Source organism: Bacillus cereus group sp. MYBK227-1 (assembly GCF_051916325.1).
In the GTDB taxonomy this organism is placed as follows: Bacteria; Bacillota; Bacilli; order Bacillales; family Bacillaceae_G; genus Bacillus_A; species Bacillus_A cereus.
Map to the genome: position 1 here is coordinate 428,911 of NZ_JBQAGK010000002.1, position 19,049 is coordinate 447,959.

Below are 19,049 nucleotides of genomic sequence, written 5' to 3' on the forward strand. Positions count from 1 at the left end.
AGGGAGGATGCAATGATGAACCCCAAAAAGTTAGAAATGGCTTTTAAAAGATATAGCAAAAATTTTGTGGATGGAATCAAATTTGAAGATGTTAAAGATAAATATAATGTCAGTAGAAGTAAGGTTGAGAAAATTGTTGAGCAAAATGAAACAGAGAAAGATCATATCCTACTAATAAATTTAAGCAAAATTTTCTCATATCACTTGTCACTATGGAAAAACGATGTATTGATAAGCGGTGGAAACAATGTAGAAGGATTAAAGAACATGCAGAAAGTCTTATTTTACCAGTGCATGGGACAAGATCTTTATAAAATCAGATATCCAAAGATGATTTTGGGGTATACGTTTAAAGAAGTCGTCCTCACATTAGTTCATTTTGCAATGTATGGATGGGAGAAAGAAGAAAATATATTATATGATTTTATGGTTCATCACTTCGGTGGACATTTAATAGATGCTAATGAAGAGAATAGACATATTTGGTTTTTGCTAGAGCTATACTTGCAGTATAGAAATAAAACCATCATGGGGACAAATGAAAAATTGCATCTAGTCGTGAAAAATAAGTTTAAAGAAACTGAACTGCGATGCGATTTAATCCCTGAAGACCTAAATATATATGATGAAGTGTTAGGACGTTGGTCGACTCGTGACTTAGAAGAAATAGAATATCTAATTTCGATAATGTCTCAGTATCATTCTGCGTTAGCTTCTGAAATCGGACAGCTAGGTGAATTTGGTGATTTCAGATACGGATTTTATCCTTTTGAAATATTATTTTTAATCCATGTAAGGAAACAACTAGGGTTGCCAGTACCTACTCAAATCGATAATTTTCTGATGAATACTCCAGAAGCTAGAATGGTATTTGGGGAACATGAGTCATATCCTGAATGGGATCCCGTACTTCAGATGATCGATCAATTTTATCGTGAAAACTATCCGGAATATATTCCTAACAAGCATGGAGAATTATTTCAATAAAAGGGAGGAAGCTAAGATGCCTGATCAAGGGATAGCGCAGATTATATTTCCTGATAGCAAGGATTTGGAAACATTTTTGAAGGAACAAGGAAGTTATGACTTACATGAAGACCTATTAAAATATGGATTGACAACGAAACAGTTTTTATACGTTGACTATAAAGGTGAGCAATACCAAGAAATTGTCAATTTTATTCTTGATTACGAATTTGCCCACCAAATTGAATTAGCAACACAAGAAGAACTTGAGAGATTAGAAGCATTTAATTATGAATTTTTACCCGATAAGATCAAGATGGCCAACAAAATACTGTCACCAAAGGGATTTGGTCTGTTTTTATATCCAAATTCAGGCGACTTTTATGCATTATTCATTGGGAAAATAGAGAATATAACAAAAATCCTGCAAGAAGAGGTGTTGCTTGATGATAGAATTCCTTTTCAAGAAAGGTGTATCAAATATTATAGATAGACCTAAGGATTGTATGCCTTCACCCTTGAATCCGATCAAGATTTTCTTATAAGTTAATATCAAGATTGCATAACCATCTAGAATGTGCTATTTTTGACCACGTACAATTTTAATAACACCATGTGTTACTACAAATGCATTTAAACTTGTCACCTCCTGAATTCGAAATAATAAAAATGTTTTGGATTTGGGAGGGTTGATAATAGAAAAATAAATTGAGAAATGTGCCTATTTTATTGGTTACTTGGACGCTGACAAAGGTACATGCTTAGTAAAGGAATTCAATGGCAACGTTAGGAGAACGTAGTGGCTATTGAATTTTTTATTTTTACAACTGTATTAGAAAGAAAAGCGTGAGAATTAGGCGAGATGATATTTTATTGAAAAGACATGGAAAGGACACAATAATAATGAACTCGTAAGTATTAATGTATTACTTGTTACCATATAAAAGGTGTCATACTACTGTTACTACAAAATTTACAAATTTAATGCTACTTAAAACAGATGAATTTAAAGCACTTGATTGTCTCCGAAAGGCAACGAGTGCTTTTTTATTAGATAGACATGCTATAAATTTTTAGAAAATATTTTTTATGAATTCAGGCTAACATAAATTATTAGTATTATATAATTGAAAATTCATTAGCAAAAGGTGCGGACTCCGTATCCCAAATCTTTAAAGGTGTAGAAATACTGCGAGATGGAAGTGTCGTTAGATCTGGAACGAACTATAGCGGGAAATTCCAAGAAGCCCATGATGCCTCAAAGGCGAGTATTCAGAGTAGGATCTCGAATTTGGAGAGTGGTGGGGTTAAGGGTACGGGTGAAAGTGGAATTCCTCCTAGGTACGGTGAGAGAAAGATTACAGATGAAGAATATGAAGCATTAAGAAAAAAAAACGACGGCAAAAATAAGAAAACAAGTAAATAAAGGCCACAATAAAAAGATAGAAACGGAAGATCAAGCTCTTCCTGGAAAAACTTTTATAGGTTCACTAGAAGCAGATCATATTGTGTCTATGGACAGAATCGCAAATATGGATGGTTTTGGTAATTTAACAGAAAAACAACAGTTAGAAGTATTAAATAACCCAGAAAACTTTACAGGATTAAGTAAATCTGCAAACACTTCAAAGCAATCTAAATCGTATGAAGAATGGACACATTATAAAAAGAGAACACCAGATGAGATAGAAGTTAGTCCTGACTTTAGGAGCAAGATGATTACAAGAGAAAAACAGCTTGAAAGAATATTGCAAAAACAAATTGATGATTTTAACAAAGAATAATATAAAATAATATTAAAAAGGATGGGAAAAAAATGAGTTCTAAGTTAGATATATTAAGAGAGTATAATGAAGATATTCAATTGATTAATGCAAATGAATTTAAGAATATAAACGCATCTTTAATTCCTGATTTATGGGTGGAAGTATTTAGTAAACATGATAGAGAAAAGAGAATCAAGAAAATTTTAAGTATATGGAAAAAATATGTGAATAATAATTTATCTAATACTATTGCTTACTTATCAGAATACCTTGAGGATATTGAACTGATGGTAAGTGAGGACACCTATTCAATCTTGTATACAATAAAAAATCAAGGTGGAGAAGATTTATATTATGAAGGAAGAAATCCTAAAGATAGTTTTAATAATGAGGAATTAGAATCTTCATGGAGAGAAATTCCTGAATCTATTAGGGACTTTTACGAAAATGTTCATAATGGATTTTATGATTACACAAGTGAATCGATGGGATTGATGCCATTAGAAGCTATAACTTACTTTGGGGATGATGTCTTAGAGTGGGGGATTATAGATGAATTGGAAGAACCGATAAGGATTAATTTAAAAACATCTTTTGGATTCTTTAGTAATGGTATGGGGAGTTACATAGCTATAGATTATGAAAATTGTAAGAATAACAATGCTACTTTTTGGTCAGCTAAGAGTCAGCCTAAATATAATGTTCACTTTTGGAATTTTGTAGATGAATGGATTGTTATCGGTTTTGAATAAAAGGTTTTTACAATTTTGATACAAAGTCTATAAACTTAAAGAGATTTTTAGGTTTAGAAAACAAAAAGGCCAGGAATTATTCGTGGCCTTCCTTTTTGGTTACTTGCATTTTTACATTTTCAATTTCACTTTCAAGATACTTGAAGTTTTGCATTATTTTATTCTCTAAGCTAGCATAACTAAATTGAACTTTTTTAAGGATAGTAGTAATACCTTCTAATTGTTCTGTGTTCTTTTCTAAGTTTATGAACAATTCTCTTTCTCGTCTATCTGAACGTTTGCGTTCTTCTACTAGTAGTTTGTAATGAATACCTCTTTCTTCTTTTATGTTTTTGGTTAAGGAACTAACCTGCTCTTTGTGACTATCACTAACGCTTCGAACATACCCATAACTTTAACAGACATGAAAATAACAAACACCATAATAACGCAAAGTAGAGCCATGAAAGGTTTATCGCCATGAGTAAATTGATCGATTCATCTTGATAAGGTTTTACTTCTTCTGGTGTCGTGCAGCGACTCTGAAATGAACCCAAAAAGTTAGACACTTTTTGGGTTCATTTCAGAGTTCTTTTTTGTGTTTTAACGTGAAAATTTTAAAGAGAATTATAATTTTATAATTGTATTAACTTTTAAATTTTATAGAATGAAGTAAAACGTTTAACAGGAGATAATCCAGAATTTTACATTCGATGACGCTATTTGGTACATGGCTACATGTTGCAGCAAAGAAAGGATATTTTGGAATAGTGGAATATTTAGTCCATAAAGGAATCGATGTTAATACAAAAGGTGATATATTTGATGATTCCCCTTTAAGAGTGGCAGCAGGAGAGGGGGATTTGGAGATAGTAAAGTATTTAATAGAGACCGGCGCAGAATTAGATGTGAGCTTAGCGAACAGAAATCCATTATTTGGAGCAATTTATGGTGGGCATAAAGAAGTAGTTGAGTTTCTAGTTGAAAAAGGAATAGATATTTCAATTAGATATACTGGAGAGAGTATTAAGAATTTGGATGCATATGAATATGCTAGAGAATTTGGGCAAACTGAAATTGCTGAATATTTAAAGCAGAAGATGGATGAAAAAAATAAACTGTTAAAAAAGTAAATACTCTATGATGGTTGTACCATCATAGAGTGTTATGTGCAATGATAGAATAGAAAATAAAGTACGAGCTTAGGCGAGATGACATTTTACCGGGCGATAAATATAAACACATGGAATGTATATGAAACTAATGAACTCGTACAAACTCGTAAGTTTTAACATAGTATTTGTTAGGAAGTATAAAAAGTGTCATATTGTTACTACAAAACTTATAAATTTATGCTGCTTAAAAACAAATGAACTTAAAGCGCTTGATTGTCTACGAAAGACAACAAGCGCTTTTTTATTAGATAGGCATGTTATAAATGTTTAAAAATTATTTTTATGAATTAAGGTTAACAGAAATTACTAGTATTATATAATTGAAAATACATTAGCAAAAGGTGTGTACTCCGTAACCCCATTCGTTAAAGGTGTAGAAATACTGCCAGATGGAAGTGTCGCTAGAACTGGAACGAACTATAGCGGGAAATTCCAAGAAGCCCATAATGCCTCAAAGGCGAGTATTCAGAATAGGATCTCGAATTTGGAGAGTGGTGGGGTTAAGGATGCGGGTGAAGGTAGTAGGATTATTCCTGGTACTCCGGGTATTGTAACAGGAGGGAATTCTACTAAATTAGGAAAAAATATGATGACAGAAATGGGGCTTAAACGTTCAACTAAATGGAGTGGATATCAAGCACAGCATATTATTCCTTCTGAAATGGCAGATAATCTTGTAATTAAAAAGATAGGTATGAACTTTGATGACTTATCAAACGGTATTTTTCTAAGAGTACCAGATGATAATATAAGTACAATGGCTAGACATAGAGGATATCATTCTGTTTACAATGAAGTAGTTGCAAGAGCATTAAATAAAATGGATATTAACCAAAGTATTGCTAGTTTACAAAAACAGGTATATGATTTGCAAAAAAATTTAAGGAAATTACAGGGGAATGGTTTACCATTGTACCCAAGCCAAGGTGCAACAGTGGAACTTTGGGAAAGAAAGCTAAAACAATTGGAAATACAAAATAAGTAAATATCAGTAAGGTGGTAAGGTGTAATGGAAAATAAAGATATTAGTTTGCTTGAAGAATTACTTTATAATACAAATAACGAGGATACAATTAGCCGAATAAAGAATATAGATAATCCAATAATCCTTCATTGTTTTGCAGCAAATTATAATTGGAATAGTGGATTTGATATACCAAATGCAATTCTTGAAAATAAAGATTGTGACTTAGGAACGGGATTACTAATGTTTCATTATGCAGACGGATATCGACTATTAGAAAGTCCGGAGGAAGTTTCGAATTCTCCATTACAAGAATGGAAGGTTTTTATATTAAAACTTCAAAATAAAATTATGAATTTGGAGTTTAAAACACAAAATATATCATTTAGCCCTGAATTAACAAAAATTCAAATATTCAAGTTAAAAAAAAGGAACCCAAGTATTTCAGATATTCTTATTAATGAGTCACCAGGAAATATAATTGATATTCCTAAAATATAAATAAACATTAAAAACTCATTACAGTAAATAAATGAGCTTAGTTATAGTGATTTTATAAACCTTACTATACTAAATTATATTTTATGGACGGATATAATAAAGTTCGTGGTGCTAAATTTAAATACGCATAAGTATATATGAATAAAAAATAAAGTATATGTGAAGTAGATAGAAAAAATAAAAGGTTTTTGAAAGTATGTACTCCATCATGGTTGTACCATCATGGAGTACTGTGTGCAATGATAGAATGGAAAATAAAGTAAAATATCATTTTATTTGGCGATGAATATAAACATATGGAATGTATATTAAACTAACGAACTCATACAAACTCGTAAGTGTTAACATAGTCGTTGTCACGACATATAAATGGTGTCATACTGTTACTACAAAATTTATAAATTTATGTACTTAAAAATAGATGAACTTAAAGCACTCGATTGTCGATTAAAGGAAACGAGTGTTTTTTTTGCGTATTAGCGTAGAAATTTAACAAATAACTATAATTTTATTATGTAAACTTTTTACATAGTTTTCTATACAACTAAAGAGAAGAAAAATGTTCACTATTACTTTCATTTCTGTTATAAAAATTCTACAATAGAAGACAGAACGTATATTTGGTATAATCAAAACATACTATATGAAACGATGTACATGAGTTTGAGATTTATGAAAAAAGGTAAGTAATACATAATAATAAATACGCTATAGGATTCAGTTCATGTTATACAAATCAATCGTTAGAAAGGAAAAGATGTAATGAATCAAATTTCATTTGAAGATTTATTTGAAGAAGAAAAAGAAAAGGTGGAGGGAGCTGAGGTATGTAAGGTACCAGCCCCTTTATCACCATTAGAAAAAGATATTTTAGAATTAATTGATTCTGAAGAAATAAGTGCGCTTGAGCTATGTGAACGATTAATACGATCTGGTAAAATACCCGATGAAAGATTCACTACGAATAAGCCTAAAGCATATGGACAAGTATGTTTACTATTAGAAGGTTTTGTTACAGAAGGAAAACTTATTTTTATCAAAGATGATGAGAAAAGAGATAGGGTATATAAATTGAAAGAAGAAGTTTGAGATGTATAGTGGGAGATGAATGATTGGTTCCCTTTAACTTGCAGCTCCGTTAGTCTAGTAATGTCCACTAAAAAGGTGTCAATCTCTCCTAGATTGACACCTTCATACTTTTAACACCTTACATACTTACGCTTAAAACCTAGTCTTCCTCTATCAAGTTCTTTCTGAATACTCTCTGTAGCATTTAGCAAACTGCTTTTTTTATTATCATGTTTGACTTCAACTATACCAACTTCTTTTGCAATCTCGACTGCTTTTTCGTGTAGTGGTACATATGAAATTGCCACGGTGTTTAGGAAATTATTCATAGCGGATTTTGTTCGTTCTGGAGAATGATGAATTGTATCTTTCACCATTTCAAGCATATCGGAAATTTTACTTTCGGAAAACTCATTGTCTTTGCGATTTCCTAATAGCCAACAGTAGCAACTCCAGCCTGCAGACATTTTAAGCTCGTCCCCACTTGCAATCCATTTATCAGCAACATCTTGTGCGATATTTGACTCTGATAAAGTTACTGCCACCACATAATCGGATAGCATATAAAAATATGCCCCGTCTATCCAGCGATCAAAATCAGACTCACTCATAGCTTTTGGATCGGCAATAATACCTGCAAAGTACATAGCATCGTAGTTACCTGTGGCATAAAGCTCTTCAGCTAACTCTTGATTTAATTTTATTTTTTTAGCGATTGGTTTCATAGCACCTGTAGCTACTCCGAATACTGGCTCATGCGCACCGTTAGATATGTATATTTTTTTCGTTCGTTCCTTACCTAGAGCCTCAAGTTCTTGCATAACTGTTTTAAAATCCATAGCTGTGCACTTCCTTCCTTCATGTAAGAGCCTTTTTAAGTCTTTCATATTTCTTATTTTAATACTAATTGTATTCAAGAGGTATGTCTACTTTCTAAAAGTATCGAAACTTGGTTTGAATTTTAGATGAAATAAAGAGCTAATTAAAAGGGTGGTATAATATAGAAAAAGTGAATGATGAAAATCAAATAGGGGGTATTCAATTGGAAATAAAATTGAATCGATTATATAGAGAGATAGCGGAAACGGTTCATGCCATGATTCCAGAAGAATGGGAGAAATTTTATTTTTATGCACAAATATCAGAAGCTGGAGGGGGGAACTTACTTTTTCTATAACAACTTCAGAAATAAAGAAAATTATAAGTATAGTGTAGAAATTCCTTTTAAATACGAAGTTGATGAAGAGGAGTTTGAAAGGAAAGAAGATTTTTTATATAAATTGAGTAAGGAATTAAGAAATGTTTTCAAAGATAATCAGCAAGAGCTTTGGTACTCTTTTACAATGTCTCTGGAACATAGTGGGGAATTTAACATGCATTTCGATTATACCAATTGGCTCGAAACAGAATATAGTTTTAGTGATCAAATGATTATTTGGAAACATAAATACTTAGGTGAAGTACCAATTGATGAAAATGATAAAGCGCTAATTCATAAGTATGACAATGAATTTCCGAATAATCCTATTTGACTGAAAGGAAAGAAGAAATGGTTTTTATAAAAATCATGAATTTTAAAGCGTAAGTTGAATGAGAATATATATTCATAATGGAGGACGCTATTAATGGAAGTACACGGAATGGTTTCAATATGGTTCGGTAATATGCAAACGCAAGATCAGTTGGATACATATATAGATGTTACGTATGATGAAGAAGGAGACGCTATACCAGCAAGATTTTTTGTTGATTTTAATATTGATATGATTGATGTAGATGAAGATTTTATTGAAAAGGAAGTGTTAGAAGAAGCGAGTGATGACATTTCTATGTTATTAACGGGATGTTCATATGATGATAAAATACTTTCTCGAATTAAGGAAGTAGTTAAATTAAATAAATCCTATAATTCTATCGTTTTAATTTATAATTTTCAATAGGACAATTCAGTAAGTAATTGTGAAGGTTTTAATTTTGTAACTGCTACAAGTTATCTATAGTTAGAAGTAAAGTACAGTAGAATAAAAATGATTTGTATAGTTTTTCCAATAAATATTTGGTATGATGGTGAATGGGAAAAATATACAAGTTGTTAGTTTTTCAAAAAAGGGGGATTGAATTGAAAAGAACACCTGAATTTGTATTAGGTTTAATTGGTGGCATTTTGGGAATTATTATTTTCATAATATTAATAGTTGTAGCGTTTAATATTATGGAAGGTGTTGATTACGAACTTTTAGCTTATTACTCTATTATTTTAACGGTTCAAATAGGATTGTTCATTTTATCGTGTTTAGTAAACAAGGTTAATAATAAAGTTTATGGAGTTTGTATGATTGTGATTCCTATAGTTATGTTGTTTATGTCATTATTCTTTTTACTTATTCCGACAATTTTACAAATTATATCTGGTTCATTTGCATTTAGGACATTAAAGTTAGAATCGAATGTAAGCTAAATATAATTATCAACGTCTGAATATTCGGTTTTTTAAACATTTTCGTTTGCAGTTCAAATTAACATAAAGTACAAAGTTGTACGCTTTAGGAGGAGAAATAGATGATTATTTGGTCTGGTTGGGGTTTTTTAGTCGCAATTATTGTAATTATTAATACTCTTTTGGGTAAGGCTATCTTTGGATCTATAACGGGGGACGCTACATATTTTCAAGACCATAGTTGGCCAATGGCGGTAATGTTTATTATATCAGGGGTTATGTCTTGGTATTTAGGTAAATATATTAATAAGCCAGATGGTAAAGTTTATATAGATGCCGAAACTGGTGAAAAAGTTATGTTTAACAAAAAACACTCGCTATTTTTTATAAAAATGGAATATTGGGGACCAATTTTAGGAGTTATTGCAGTTGTAACTTTAATTACAAGATAAAAAAAGAGGATGGGTATAGTAAGAGTAATCTATTCAAGTAGAAGGAGAAATCAGTCATGAATGCAAAGAAACTACTAGGGGTAGCAGTTCCGGTCATGTTGTTATTTGGTTGTGGAGTTTCTGAGAAAACGAACACTTCTAAACAGGAGAAAACGGAAGAGTCTAAAGTAAAAGAATCGAAGTCTAATAGTAAGAAAGAAAAAGTTTCAAAGGAAGACTATCCTAATAAAGTGTATAAATTAGGGGTAGAGTTTGATAAGTTGTTTGCGGAGCATAACAATATTACAAGAGAGGTTTTTGACGGTAAGAAAAAGAAATCAGATATAGTAGATAGTGTGAAAGAATTAAATAAAGTGTTAGATAAATTTGAGTCGATAGATCCCCCTGCAGAGTATGTAAATCAACAAAAGGATTTTGAAAAAGCAATTGGTTATTTTAGAGAGTCTTTTTCTTTAATAAATGAAGTATTCACCCGAAAAGAAAAAAGAGAAAAAGGCGATAAGACTGATAAAGAGTTAATGGAGAAATCCGAAAAGTTAGTGAAAGAAGGAGATATTTACTGGCTTAAGGCATTCAAAGATCTTGAAGGGGATATTAAAATCGGTGACGGTACAGTATCTGTGAAAGATTTGAAAGAGTTAGATAAGAAAGCAGGAATTAATACGGATAACGTTATGAAGAATGTGAAAGATGGTACGGAATTAATCGGTAATTGGGGATTCAAAGGAACAGACGGTTTCATTATGTCACTTATTCTAAAAGGTGATAAGACATTTGAAACGTATGGTAAAGGTGAGTATCCAAATAAAAAGAATTATATTGAAGGCACTTGGGAATATGATAAGGAAGCTTTTACAATCTATTTACATCTCAATAAACGTTTAGTAGACGGTGTAGAAGATACAATTCAAAAAAAGAAAATAGCATATAAAGTTCAAGATTATGATGGGGAAAACTTGCAATTATTTAATGAGACGTCATTTCATACAATTAAGTATGTGAAGCAAAGTTAAAGTTATGTAGGACTAGGTTTAAATGGCCTGGTCCTTCATTAAAGTGTGGGTATGTAAATAATATGTTATCTTTCGTTCTGTTTAATTAGTATCATGTTATTCTTTAATAGAGTAATAAATGGAGTTTTGCATTAAATATATGAGGTTGGTTACAAATGATAAAAAAATTTACTAGATTAGTATTAATAGTGGTTATCCCAATCAGTCTTATTACAGGTTGTGGGGCTGCTGAAAAAACTGAAGCACAAAAGCCGAAAGCGGTACAAACGGAGAAAAAGGACTATATGGATTACTCATATGGTAGCAAAGGTATATTAGTAAGTGGCAAAGCGAAAGAACGGCAACAATACGAGATTGGATATATGGATGATAATAAATTAATTGGGATTGATGAAAATATTGAAGACTGCATTATTTTAGATAATAAAGATGAAGCAGGTCTCATTTGGAAACAAATAGAGCGAGGATCTATTATTGAAGTGCAATACGGTAAGGATCGCAATGATATCGTAGGCGTGCAATTCGTAGGAGATCGTGAGTCATATGAAATTAGTGATAAGTTTGATCGGAATACGATAAATGAGATTGTTGAAAACGTTAAAGGGAATTTGTAATAGATGTATTTCGATAGTATAGGATCTCTTATTATGAAATTGTATGCCAGTTATTTGTCTAAGTTTAAATTGATTATTTTGACGGTATTTGTAATTAGTTGTAAAATAATGTTTGTTGATGAATTTTATAAAAAGTATGTTAGATGAAATTCATCTGTAGGGATGACATATAAATATTTTCTTAATGGGTATAAAATATGGTAATTTAAATATATGAATAAAAAGAAAACGAATTAAAAGTACATAGTAGATTCATATTTTAAAAAATTAATGTGACAATAAAGGGAGGTTGAGATACATACACGGCGGGAATGTGTATGTATTTATTATAATAATGAATAAGACAATTAAACAACAAGTAATCGCACTATCAACAAGTCTAGTGATTTTAGGGAGCGTACCTTTATCAGCATCAGCAGAAGAGATCAACAAATCTCAAACTGATCAACTTAATATTGCCCAAGGAGAACACGGAACGAGCGGATTAAATTATTCTAATTTCAAGTTGGAAGTTCCTGATCATGTACAAATTAACGAAGCAGAAGTATCTGAAAATGAAAAAATGCTTTTAGAAGAATATAAGCATAAACATGATGAAACAGAAGAATTAAACAAAATGCAAGATGCTAAGAAGGGACAAGTAGCAGAAAAGGAAGCTATTTCAAACATTGAAAAGGCATTTGAATCTGTAGATGGTCGAAATGATGGATCTGATCGTCAAATGAAACCTGTTGCAAAGCCAAGAGGTATTCAATATAGTGCACAGAGTACGAAGAAATATGGAACACTTGCAGGAGTTCCATTTGTGGAGTGGATTGTTCCAGCAGGAAATCCTGATATTCGTCCTGCGAATCCGATGAAAGCACGTTACATTACAATCCATGAGACCGCAAATACAGCCGCTGGTGCTAATGCTGAAAATCATGCGAAATATTTATACAAGCAAGCAACTGAAGGCACTTTCCGAACAGCTTCATGGCATTTTACTGTAGATGATAAACAAATTTATCAACACTTACCAACAAACGAAAATGGTTGGCATGCAGGAGATGGAGATGGTTCAGGAAACAGGGAGTCTATCGGTATCGAGATTGCGGTTAACCAAGACGGTGATTACAATAAAGCGTTAGAAAATGCAAAACGACTTGCAGGTTATTTAATGAACAAAGAAGGAATTGGTGCAGATCATATATACAAGCATCAACAATGGAGCGGGAAAAAATGTCCTGACATTTTAATTTCACGAGGTAATTGGGCTGGTTTCGTACAAGGAATTCAGTGGTATGCAAATATAAATGCGCAGATTGATACGTCTTTACAAGATAAAAATGACTCATTTAATCCAAATGAAAATAATCCAGCTGAACCTAGCATGGAACTAGTGGTAAATGGTAGTGGCATCAATGTACGTAGTGATGCGGGCATTGAACATCGTGTTGTACGTAAAGCTTCAAACGGAGATCGTTACAAAGTATTAGCGGTTAAAAATGGTTGGTATAAAGTAGGTAATGGAGAATGGATTTTCTATGACCCAAGTTGGATTAAAATTAACTACAATGTACCAAAGGAAGAAGTACAAAAGCCTAAGGAAGAAGTACAAAAACCAAAAGATGATATTACAGGTGGCTGGTTTGAAGGGCATATTCGTAAATTAAACAGTCTAGGTATTATGCAAGGCGAAGGCAATGGTGTATTTGCTCCATATCGAAATGTAACGAGAGCGGAGTTTGCGAAATTAATCTCGAATGCTCTTAAACTACCAGAGGGAAATAAGTCATTTGTAGATATCAATGAGGCACATCCATCACTTCATGACGGTATTAAACGTTGTGCAAGTGCAGGAATTATTAATGGTCGTGGTGAAGGGATTTTTGATCCTAACTCACCAATTACTCGTGAAGAAGTATCTATTATGATTGACAAAGCATTACGATATAAAGGAATTACAGGTGAGTTAGTAGCATTACCATTTACAGATAAGCATTTAATAACATACAAAGAATCGGTTCAACGATTATACAGCTTAAAGGTAGTTAATGGTATTGGAAATAATGAGTTTGATCCTCGAGGCACAGCAACTCGTGGTCAGGCGGCTGCCTTTATTGTGAAGATGTTAGATTCAATGCAAAAATAAAAGGAAACTTTAATCAGTGAGGGCCACTCGCACTTACATCAAGCAGTTTATTCACCAAATTTTGAAATGAGAGTTTTACTGCCCGCAAATAGCAGAAGAAATTGTATGTAGAAGCTGACATTGGTAGAAGTAAAAAATAAGAAGAATTTGAAAGGAGCTATCCAAAATAATAATTTGGAATAGCTCCTATTTAGTAGGAAGAACAATTGTATTTGATAGATTGTAATGTAGAATGCCCTTCCAAGCCCCTCATAAGCCCCTACCAAGTAATAAATCACTAAGAAAAAACAAAAGCAAAAACAAAAACAACTACAAGAACAAAACAAGCGCGAAAAAATGAAACCGGTGTTGTAGTAGTAAAAAAAATTGTAATTCGAATGCCAAAACCATTCCTGCATTCCTATCTTTATAATGAAGGATTAAAATTTTCCTATTTACTAGCAAAGAGTGGAGGGAAACATATGGCGGTATACCGTAATGTGCAGGTGAACTTTTGGCAAGATGAATTCATATTAGATTTAACGCCAGAGGAGCGTTATTTTTACATATATTTGTTAACTGGTACGAAAACGAAGCAATGTGGTATCTACATATTACCGAAGCGTGTGGCAGAGCTTGAAACAGGTTATAGTATGGAGACTGTTGAGAAGTTGCTAAACAGGTTTGTTGAGTATGGAAAGATTCTATATGATACGGAAACGAAAGAGGTATTCATAATAAATTGGTTACACTATAACCCTATTTCAAATACGAATGTGGAGAAGTGCGTATTACGTGAGTTAAAGACTATAAAAAGTAATGAGTTCATACATATATTTTTACGTAAATGCCTTGAAAAAGAATACAAGATTCCATTAGTACTGCAGCATTTTGGTATGCCAAAAGAAGAGGATAATAGTAGTTCACAAGTAGTTATTGAAGAGAAAGAAGAAGCGGAAGAGATAGAGGTGGAAACCATAGAAGAGGACGTTCCAAATAGTGAAGTTTATAAGTTTTATGAACAAAATATTAGTAGTTTATCCCCATATATTGTGAAGGAATTGAAGAATTGGATACAAAGACTTTCTGGAGAGAAAGTGTTAGAGGCACTTAAAATTGCGTTTGAAAATAATAAGAAAACGTTAGCTTATGTGAAGGGGATTTTGAGGAATTGGTGTAAGAAAGGACGAGTAGATTTTAGTGAAGGAATGCATAGGAGAGAAGTATTTGGTTCGTATGATCCATAGTTTGGATAAGGATTTTTTCTAGTCTAAAAGGTTCTTTTACTATAGAAGCGAATAGTGTGAGAAAGGGGTGGTTATATGGAAGTCGTTATAAAGAAGAAACGAAAAAGGGGAAAAAGAATTTTTATTTGGGCTAGTAGTATCGTTTTTTTGTTAGTTATTTCCGCTGCGATTTTTTTGAACATATATACGCTGAAATCTATGCCAAAGATAGATGGAACGATAAAGCTAGAGGATTTACAACACGCTGTTACGGTGAAGCGTGATAGTAAAGGTGTCCCGCATATTAAATCGGAAAATGCACATGATTTATATTTTTCACAAGGATATGTACAAGCGCAAGATCGGTTGTTTCAAATGGATTTAAGTAGAAGACAAGCTTCTGGTATATTAAGTGAAGTTGTTGGGGAAGCAGCTGTTGAACGAGATAAATTGTTTCGAACACTCGGTTTACGGCGAGCGGCCGAAGCTTCAGTTAGTCAATATAATGGAGAAGCGAAATATGCCCTGCAGTCATTTGCTGATGGGGTGAACGCTTTTATACGTGAGGCGAAAAAGGAAAAGAAATTACCAGTTGAGTTTACTATATTAGGTTATGAACCTGCTGAGTGGTCAATTGTTGATACTTTAACGATTGGGAAGTATATGGCGTTTGACTTAGGAGGACATTGGCACGGACAGGCATTTCGATATTGGGCGCTGAAAAATCTTCCGAAAGAGCAAGCGAATGAGCTATTTCCTGCATATCCGAAAGATGCTCCTAGATTGCTAGCTGAACTGAAAAATACAAATGTGGACGTAGCACAAAGTTTTTCAAAAACAATAATTCCGCCGGAGTTTAACGGTAGTAATAACTGGGTTGTGAGCGGTGAGAAGAGTGCGTCAGGTAAGCCGATTTTAGCAGATGATCCTCATTTATCTCTTGCGACGCCTTCTATTTGGTATCAAACGAGACTTGAAATGAAAGGTTTAAATGTGAGTGGCGTTATTTTCGCTGGAGTACCAGGTGTTATATTAGGACACAATGACAAAATAGCGTGGGGTGTTACGAATACAGGGCCTGATGTGCAAGATTTATATATTGAGAAGAGAAATCCTAATAATGAAAATGAATTTCTGTATAACGATAAATGGGAGAAAGCTACCGTTGTAGACGAGTCTATTAAAGTAAAAGGCGGGAAGACAATTCCTTATAACGTTACGATTACGAGGCATGGACCAGTAATTTCAGAGTTTGCGGATAAGGGGAAGGAGAAAACGAAAACAGTATTCTCTTTAAAGTGGACAGCTTTAGAACCGTCAGCTGAGTTAAAAGCTGTATTAAATATGAACAAAGCAAAAGACTGGAATGAGTTTGAAACCGCTCTTCAAGATTTTCATACACCAACCCAAAACTTTGTGTTTGCATCAAACGACGGCACAATTGCTTATAAAGCGAATGGAAATATACCAGTGCGTAAAAAAGGTGATGGTAGCTTACCTCTTCCAGGATGGACAGATGAATATGAATGGGAAGGGTATATCCCGTTTGATCAACTTCCAAAAGTAATTAATCCAAAACAAGGGTTTATTTCAACTGCGAATAATAAAATTGTTGATGATGATTATCCGTATCATATTAGCAATACGTGGGCGCAGCCATATAGGCAAATGCGTATTCAAGAATTTTTGCAAGAGAAGGAAAAGTATACGGTGAAAGATTTAGAAGAGTTACAGATGGATCAAAAGAATTTATATGGGAAAGAGTTTACTCCTATATTTTTAAAAGAGTTAAATAAAGCATCTTTAAATGAGGTAGAGAAAGAAGGCGTAGACCAATTAACAAAGTGGAATTTTTACGATAGTAAAGATGAAGCGGCACCATTAATATTCCATTTGTTAATGAAAGAGATTTCAAATACGTTATTTTCAAAAGAAATACCGAAAGATGTAATGAAGTTATTTGAAGGGAAGTCACAAGTTGTTGATGAATTGATTCGAAAAGAAGTAGCGGGAGAAAATAGCGTTTGGTTTACGAAGTACGGAGGTTTCACAAAAGTTGTGCATACATCGTACGAGAATGTAATGAAGAAATTGCAGAAGGAATATGGACCCGATATTGGAGAGTGGAGGTGGGGCGATTACCATCAACTCGCTTTTACACATCCAATTTCGAAATCATCGAGTATGTTAGCATTACTCGCTTTTAATCGTGAGAAACCAGTTCCGATTGGTGGGAGCCAAGTTACCGTGCAAGCAGCGAGTTACGGCGAAAACGGCATTGTAAATCACGGGGCGTCTTGGAGATTCATTATTGATACGAAAGATATGTCAAACGGTTATCATATCGTAGGGCCAGGACAGTGGGGCCATTTTAGAAGCGATTGGTATCATGATCAAATAGATGGTTGGGTAAATGGCACGTATCATACGACTACATTGAATACGGAGGGGATAGAGGGGAAGGTGCTAAATTTAGAACCGAAGTGATAGGGTGTTTTTGTTTGTGGAGGGAACTAGTAATACTCTTTTTGATAATGAAAGCTTATCATTTAGAACATAACCCAGTTCTTAAATAATTTTAACAGCCAGCCTACTATCATTTAATTTGATAGTAGGCTGTTTCCATCTTCGAAATACGCTGTAGCAACTTCTTCAGGATTACGATTATTTCCACATGCTGTAAGTGCTGTAACTAATAAAGTCATTACAACTATTAACATGATCATTCCAGTTTTGAGGGGAATTAGTTAACAAAGACTAGGTATTATTTGCAACAGAACTGTTCCTCTATCCCCCTTGTTTCATCATTTTTCTAGGCCAGCCAACTTGACAAATGTTTTTTTATCAAACTACAATGAAAATCATTATCAATAATATAGGGAGGATACTTTGGTCAATAAATGAAAAACAATATATTTATAGGTTAATAACCAGATCTTGTTAAGTTGTATGTACTATTTTTAGTTTAGCGTTTCCCAGAATGTACACCAATTAATCTCGCGAATTACAAGAAAACTATTATTGAAATGAGGCGTGTATTGTGAAGTTAGACGTGAATGAGTTAGCAGAGTATCTTGCCAATACTCCTTTCCGAGTAGAAGGAGTATATCGTTATGCTAAAAATCCAGGTGTGCCTTTTGCTGAGTCTACAGATTCTTTCCCAGGATTTGTATTTCCAATTACAGGGAAGACGCAATTTCAATTTAATGGTACGCCGTATACTCTTTCCCCAGGAAAAGTTATACATGGGGGTGCAAAAATGACATTAGCCCATAAAATGCTTGGTGAAATAAACTGGGAATATATTCTTGTTTTATATCGGATAAGCAATTCAGAACGAGAAGACTCTGGCTTTACTCATCAGCATTTTGAATTATTAACAGGACAATCTCCTCGTCTTGTCGAATTACTTATGCGTCTTTGGGATGTATATAATCAGCGTGGAGGCATTTCGATGTTTCAGACCGAAATGCTGTTTCGCGAAGCGTTGAATGAAGCTTTATTAAGTGTTTTCAATAGAGAAAGCAATTATGAGTCGCATACTTTATTCGAACGAATATCTAGTTACGTTCGTAAATACTATTATAAAGATATTACAATTCATACACTTACAGAACAAAATAATGTTAATCGAAACCGTCTTTCTTACGTGTTTAGAAAGCATGCAGGTATGGGGGCAGCAGAATATTTATTGAACTATCGTATAAAGATGGCTCAAAAAATGTTATGTACAAGTGATGTGCCTGTACAACAAATTGCGCAGGCTGTTGGAATCGCAGACCCTTTTTATTTTAGTAGAGTTTTCAAGAAGCGAGTTGGCATTTCGCCTACTAAATATCGCGAGAAGTTCATCAATAATCCATACTAATGTCAACAGGGGTCCATTCTTATTTGAAAATCACTGTTCTATACTTATGGAGAGTTAAAGGAAACATTGGATTGAAAGTACTTTCATTGAAATCACTCCTTTGTACTATCTGAATGAAAAGTTCTGGCCGGAGCATTTTCTTTTTAAGCGTAATA

Annotated in this window: 19 protein-coding genes and 2 pseudogenes; 20 read left to right on the forward strand and 1 reads right to left on the reverse strand. The window is 33.2% G+C overall.

Features of this window, described 5'->3' with window-relative positions:
* The first annotated feature begins 12 nt into the window (after positions 1–12).
* The 10 genes and pseudogenes from ACTFRM_RS09315 (at position 13) to ACTFRM_RS09360 (ending at position 7,192) form a co-directional block, all read left to right on the forward strand.
* Positions 13–987, forward strand: a complete 975-nt coding sequence (locus tag ACTFRM_RS09315) for a hypothetical protein (protein ID WP_400154468.1) — start codon at positions 13–15, stop codon at positions 985–987.
* A 16-nt stretch (positions 988–1,003) separates the two neighbouring features.
* A complete protein-coding gene (locus tag ACTFRM_RS09320; RefSeq protein ID WP_001113308.1) occupies positions 1,004–1,459 on the forward strand; it encodes a hypothetical protein in 456 nt (151 codons plus the stop codon).
* A 696-nt stretch (positions 1,460–2,155) separates the two neighbouring features.
* Positions 2,156–2,392, forward strand: coding sequence for a hypothetical protein (locus ACTFRM_RS09325; RefSeq protein ID WP_217362677.1), 237 nt, complete (start codon positions 2,156–2,158; stop codon positions 2,390–2,392).
* A gap of 88 nt (positions 2,393–2,480) precedes the next feature.
* Positions 2,481–2,750 (forward strand): hypothetical protein, encoded by a 270-nt coding sequence (locus ACTFRM_RS09330; protein ID WP_002182897.1) that lies wholly within the window; start codon positions 2,481–2,483, stop codon positions 2,748–2,750.
* Positions 2,751–2,782: 32 nt separating this feature from the next.
* Positions 2,783–3,484 (forward strand): SMI1/KNR4 family protein, encoded by a 702-nt coding sequence (locus ACTFRM_RS09335; protein ID WP_088322341.1) that lies wholly within the window; start codon positions 2,783–2,785, stop codon positions 3,482–3,484.
* A gap of 645 nt (positions 3,485–4,129) precedes the next feature.
* Positions 4,130–4,596, forward strand: a pseudogene (locus tag ACTFRM_RS09340) (ankyrin repeat domain-containing protein); the annotation flags it as partial.
* Between the two features lie 121 nt (positions 4,597–4,717).
* Positions 4,718–4,909 carry a hypothetical protein gene (locus ACTFRM_RS09345; RefSeq protein ID WP_033689828.1) on the forward strand — a complete coding sequence of 64 codons (192 nt, stop codon included), beginning with the start codon at positions 4,718–4,720 and terminating at the stop codon, positions 4,907–4,909.
* A gap of 72 nt (positions 4,910–4,981) precedes the next feature.
* The gene (locus ACTFRM_RS09350) at positions 4,982–5,623 is read left to right on the forward strand and encodes an AHH domain-containing protein (RefSeq protein ID WP_088322343.1); all 642 of its coding nucleotides are present in this window, start codon (positions 4,982–4,984) and stop codon (positions 5,621–5,623) included.
* 24 nt (positions 5,624–5,647) lie between these two features.
* Entirely contained in the window at positions 5,648–6,103 is a 456-nt protein-coding gene (locus ACTFRM_RS09355) for a DUF4274 domain-containing protein (RefSeq protein ID WP_000428105.1), read from the forward strand.
* 762 nt (positions 6,104–6,865) lie between these two features.
* Positions 6,866–7,192 carry a DUF3895 domain-containing protein gene (locus tag ACTFRM_RS09360; RefSeq protein WP_001071900.1) on the forward strand — a complete coding sequence of 109 codons (327 nt, stop codon included), beginning with the start codon at positions 6,866–6,868 and terminating at the stop codon, positions 7,190–7,192.
* A 110-nt stretch (positions 7,193–7,302) separates the two neighbouring features.
* Here ACTFRM_RS09360 and ACTFRM_RS09365 read toward each other — a convergent pair whose 3' ends face one another.
* Positions 7,303–8,010, reverse strand: coding sequence for a DNA alkylation repair protein (locus tag ACTFRM_RS09365; RefSeq protein ID WP_440043250.1), 708 nt, complete (start codon positions 8,008–8,010; stop codon positions 7,303–7,305).
* A gap of 203 nt (positions 8,011–8,213) precedes the next feature.
* Here ACTFRM_RS09365 and ACTFRM_RS09370 point away from each other — a divergent pair.
* The 10 genes and pseudogenes from ACTFRM_RS09370 to ACTFRM_RS09415 all read left to right on the forward strand — a co-directional run bounded on the left by ACTFRM_RS09370 (position 8,214) and on the right by ACTFRM_RS09415 (position 18,894).
* Positions 8,214–8,703: pseudogene (locus ACTFRM_RS09370) on the forward strand (antitoxin YezG family protein).
* A 93-nt stretch (positions 8,704–8,796) separates the two neighbouring features.
* Positions 8,797–9,111 carry an immunity 22 family protein gene (locus ACTFRM_RS09375; protein ID WP_088322345.1) on the forward strand — a complete coding sequence of 105 codons (315 nt, stop codon included), beginning with the start codon at positions 8,797–8,799 and terminating at the stop codon, positions 9,109–9,111.
* Positions 9,112–9,290: 179 nt separating this feature from the next.
* The gene (locus ACTFRM_RS09380; RefSeq protein WP_088322346.1) at positions 9,291–9,629 is read left to right on the forward strand and encodes a DUF4064 domain-containing protein; all 339 of its coding nucleotides are present in this window, start codon (positions 9,291–9,293) and stop codon (positions 9,627–9,629) included.
* A 101-nt stretch (positions 9,630–9,730) separates the two neighbouring features.
* Positions 9,731–10,060 carry a hypothetical protein gene (locus tag ACTFRM_RS09385; RefSeq protein WP_000587854.1) on the forward strand — a complete coding sequence of 110 codons (330 nt, stop codon included), beginning with the start codon at positions 9,731–9,733 and terminating at the stop codon, positions 10,058–10,060.
* A 56-nt stretch (positions 10,061–10,116) separates the two neighbouring features.
* Positions 10,117–11,073: a DUF3994 domain-containing protein gene (locus ACTFRM_RS09390; RefSeq protein WP_000992202.1), complete on the forward strand. Its 957-nt coding sequence runs from the start codon at positions 10,117–10,119 to the stop codon at positions 11,071–11,073.
* A 155-nt stretch (positions 11,074–11,228) separates the two neighbouring features.
* On the forward strand, positions 11,229–11,687 hold the full coding sequence (locus tag ACTFRM_RS09395) for a hypothetical protein (RefSeq protein WP_000591634.1): 459 nt from the start codon (positions 11,229–11,231) through the stop codon (positions 11,685–11,687).
* Positions 11,688–12,021: 334 nt separating this feature from the next.
* The gene (locus tag ACTFRM_RS09400; protein ID WP_440043251.1) at positions 12,022–13,821 is read left to right on the forward strand and encodes an S-layer homology domain-containing protein; all 1,800 of its coding nucleotides are present in this window, start codon (positions 12,022–12,024) and stop codon (positions 13,819–13,821) included.
* A gap of 377 nt (positions 13,822–14,198) precedes the next feature.
* Positions 14,199–15,047: a DnaD domain-containing protein gene (locus ACTFRM_RS09405; protein WP_410979620.1), complete on the forward strand. Its 849-nt coding sequence runs from the start codon at positions 14,199–14,201 to the stop codon at positions 15,045–15,047.
* Positions 15,048–15,122: 75 nt separating this feature from the next.
* Positions 15,123–17,513 (forward strand): penicillin acylase family protein, encoded by a 2,391-nt coding sequence (locus tag ACTFRM_RS09410; RefSeq protein WP_440043252.1) that lies wholly within the window; start codon positions 15,123–15,125, stop codon positions 17,511–17,513.
* A 553-nt stretch (positions 17,514–18,066) separates the two neighbouring features.
* Entirely contained in the window at positions 18,067–18,894 is an 828-nt protein-coding gene (locus tag ACTFRM_RS09415) for a helix-turn-helix transcriptional regulator (protein ID WP_000762815.1), read from the forward strand.
* Positions 18,895–19,049: the final 155 nt, after the last annotated feature.

Bases quoted from the DNA above. Each gene is read 5' to 3' on its own strand.
- ACTFRM_RS09315 (WP_400154468.1), top strand. From the start codon at position 13: ATGATGAACCCCAAAAAGTTAGAAATGGCTTTTAAAAGATATAGCAAA.
- ACTFRM_RS09320 (WP_001113308.1), top strand. From the start codon at position 1,004: ATGCCTGATCAAGGGATAGCGCAGATTATATTTCCTGATAGCAAGGAT.
- ACTFRM_RS09330 (WP_002182897.1), top strand. From the start codon at position 2,481: ATGGACAGAATCGCAAATATGGATGGTTTTGGTAATTTAACAGAAAAA.
- ACTFRM_RS09335 (WP_088322341.1), top strand. From the start codon at position 2,783: ATGAGTTCTAAGTTAGATATATTAAGAGAGTATAATGAAGATATTCAA.
- ACTFRM_RS09345 (WP_033689828.1), top strand. From the start codon at position 4,718: ATGAAACTAATGAACTCGTACAAACTCGTAAGTTTTAACATAGTATTT.
- ACTFRM_RS09355 (WP_000428105.1), top strand. From the start codon at position 5,648: ATGGAAAATAAAGATATTAGTTTGCTTGAAGAATTACTTTATAATACA.
- ACTFRM_RS09360 (WP_001071900.1), top strand. From the start codon at position 6,866: ATGAATCAAATTTCATTTGAAGATTTATTTGAAGAAGAAAAAGAAAAG.
- ACTFRM_RS09365 (WP_440043250.1), bottom strand. From the start codon at position 8,010: ATGGATTTTAAAACAGTTATGCAAGAACTTGAGGCTCTAGGTAAGGAA.
- ACTFRM_RS09375 (WP_088322345.1), top strand. From the start codon at position 8,797: ATGGAAGTACACGGAATGGTTTCAATATGGTTCGGTAATATGCAAACG.
- ACTFRM_RS09385 (WP_000587854.1), top strand. From the start codon at position 9,731: ATGATTATTTGGTCTGGTTGGGGTTTTTTAGTCGCAATTATTGTAATT.
- ACTFRM_RS09390 (WP_000992202.1), top strand. From the start codon at position 10,117: ATGAATGCAAAGAAACTACTAGGGGTAGCAGTTCCGGTCATGTTGTTA.
- ACTFRM_RS09395 (WP_000591634.1), top strand. From the start codon at position 11,229: ATGATAAAAAAATTTACTAGATTAGTATTAATAGTGGTTATCCCAATC.
- ACTFRM_RS09400 (WP_440043251.1), top strand. From the start codon at position 12,022: ATGAATAAGACAATTAAACAACAAGTAATCGCACTATCAACAAGTCTA.
- ACTFRM_RS09405 (WP_410979620.1), top strand. From the start codon at position 14,199: ATGCCAAAACCATTCCTGCATTCCTATCTTTATAATGAAGGATTAAAA.
- ACTFRM_RS09410 (WP_440043252.1), top strand. From the start codon at position 15,123: ATGGAAGTCGTTATAAAGAAGAAACGAAAAAGGGGAAAAAGAATTTTT.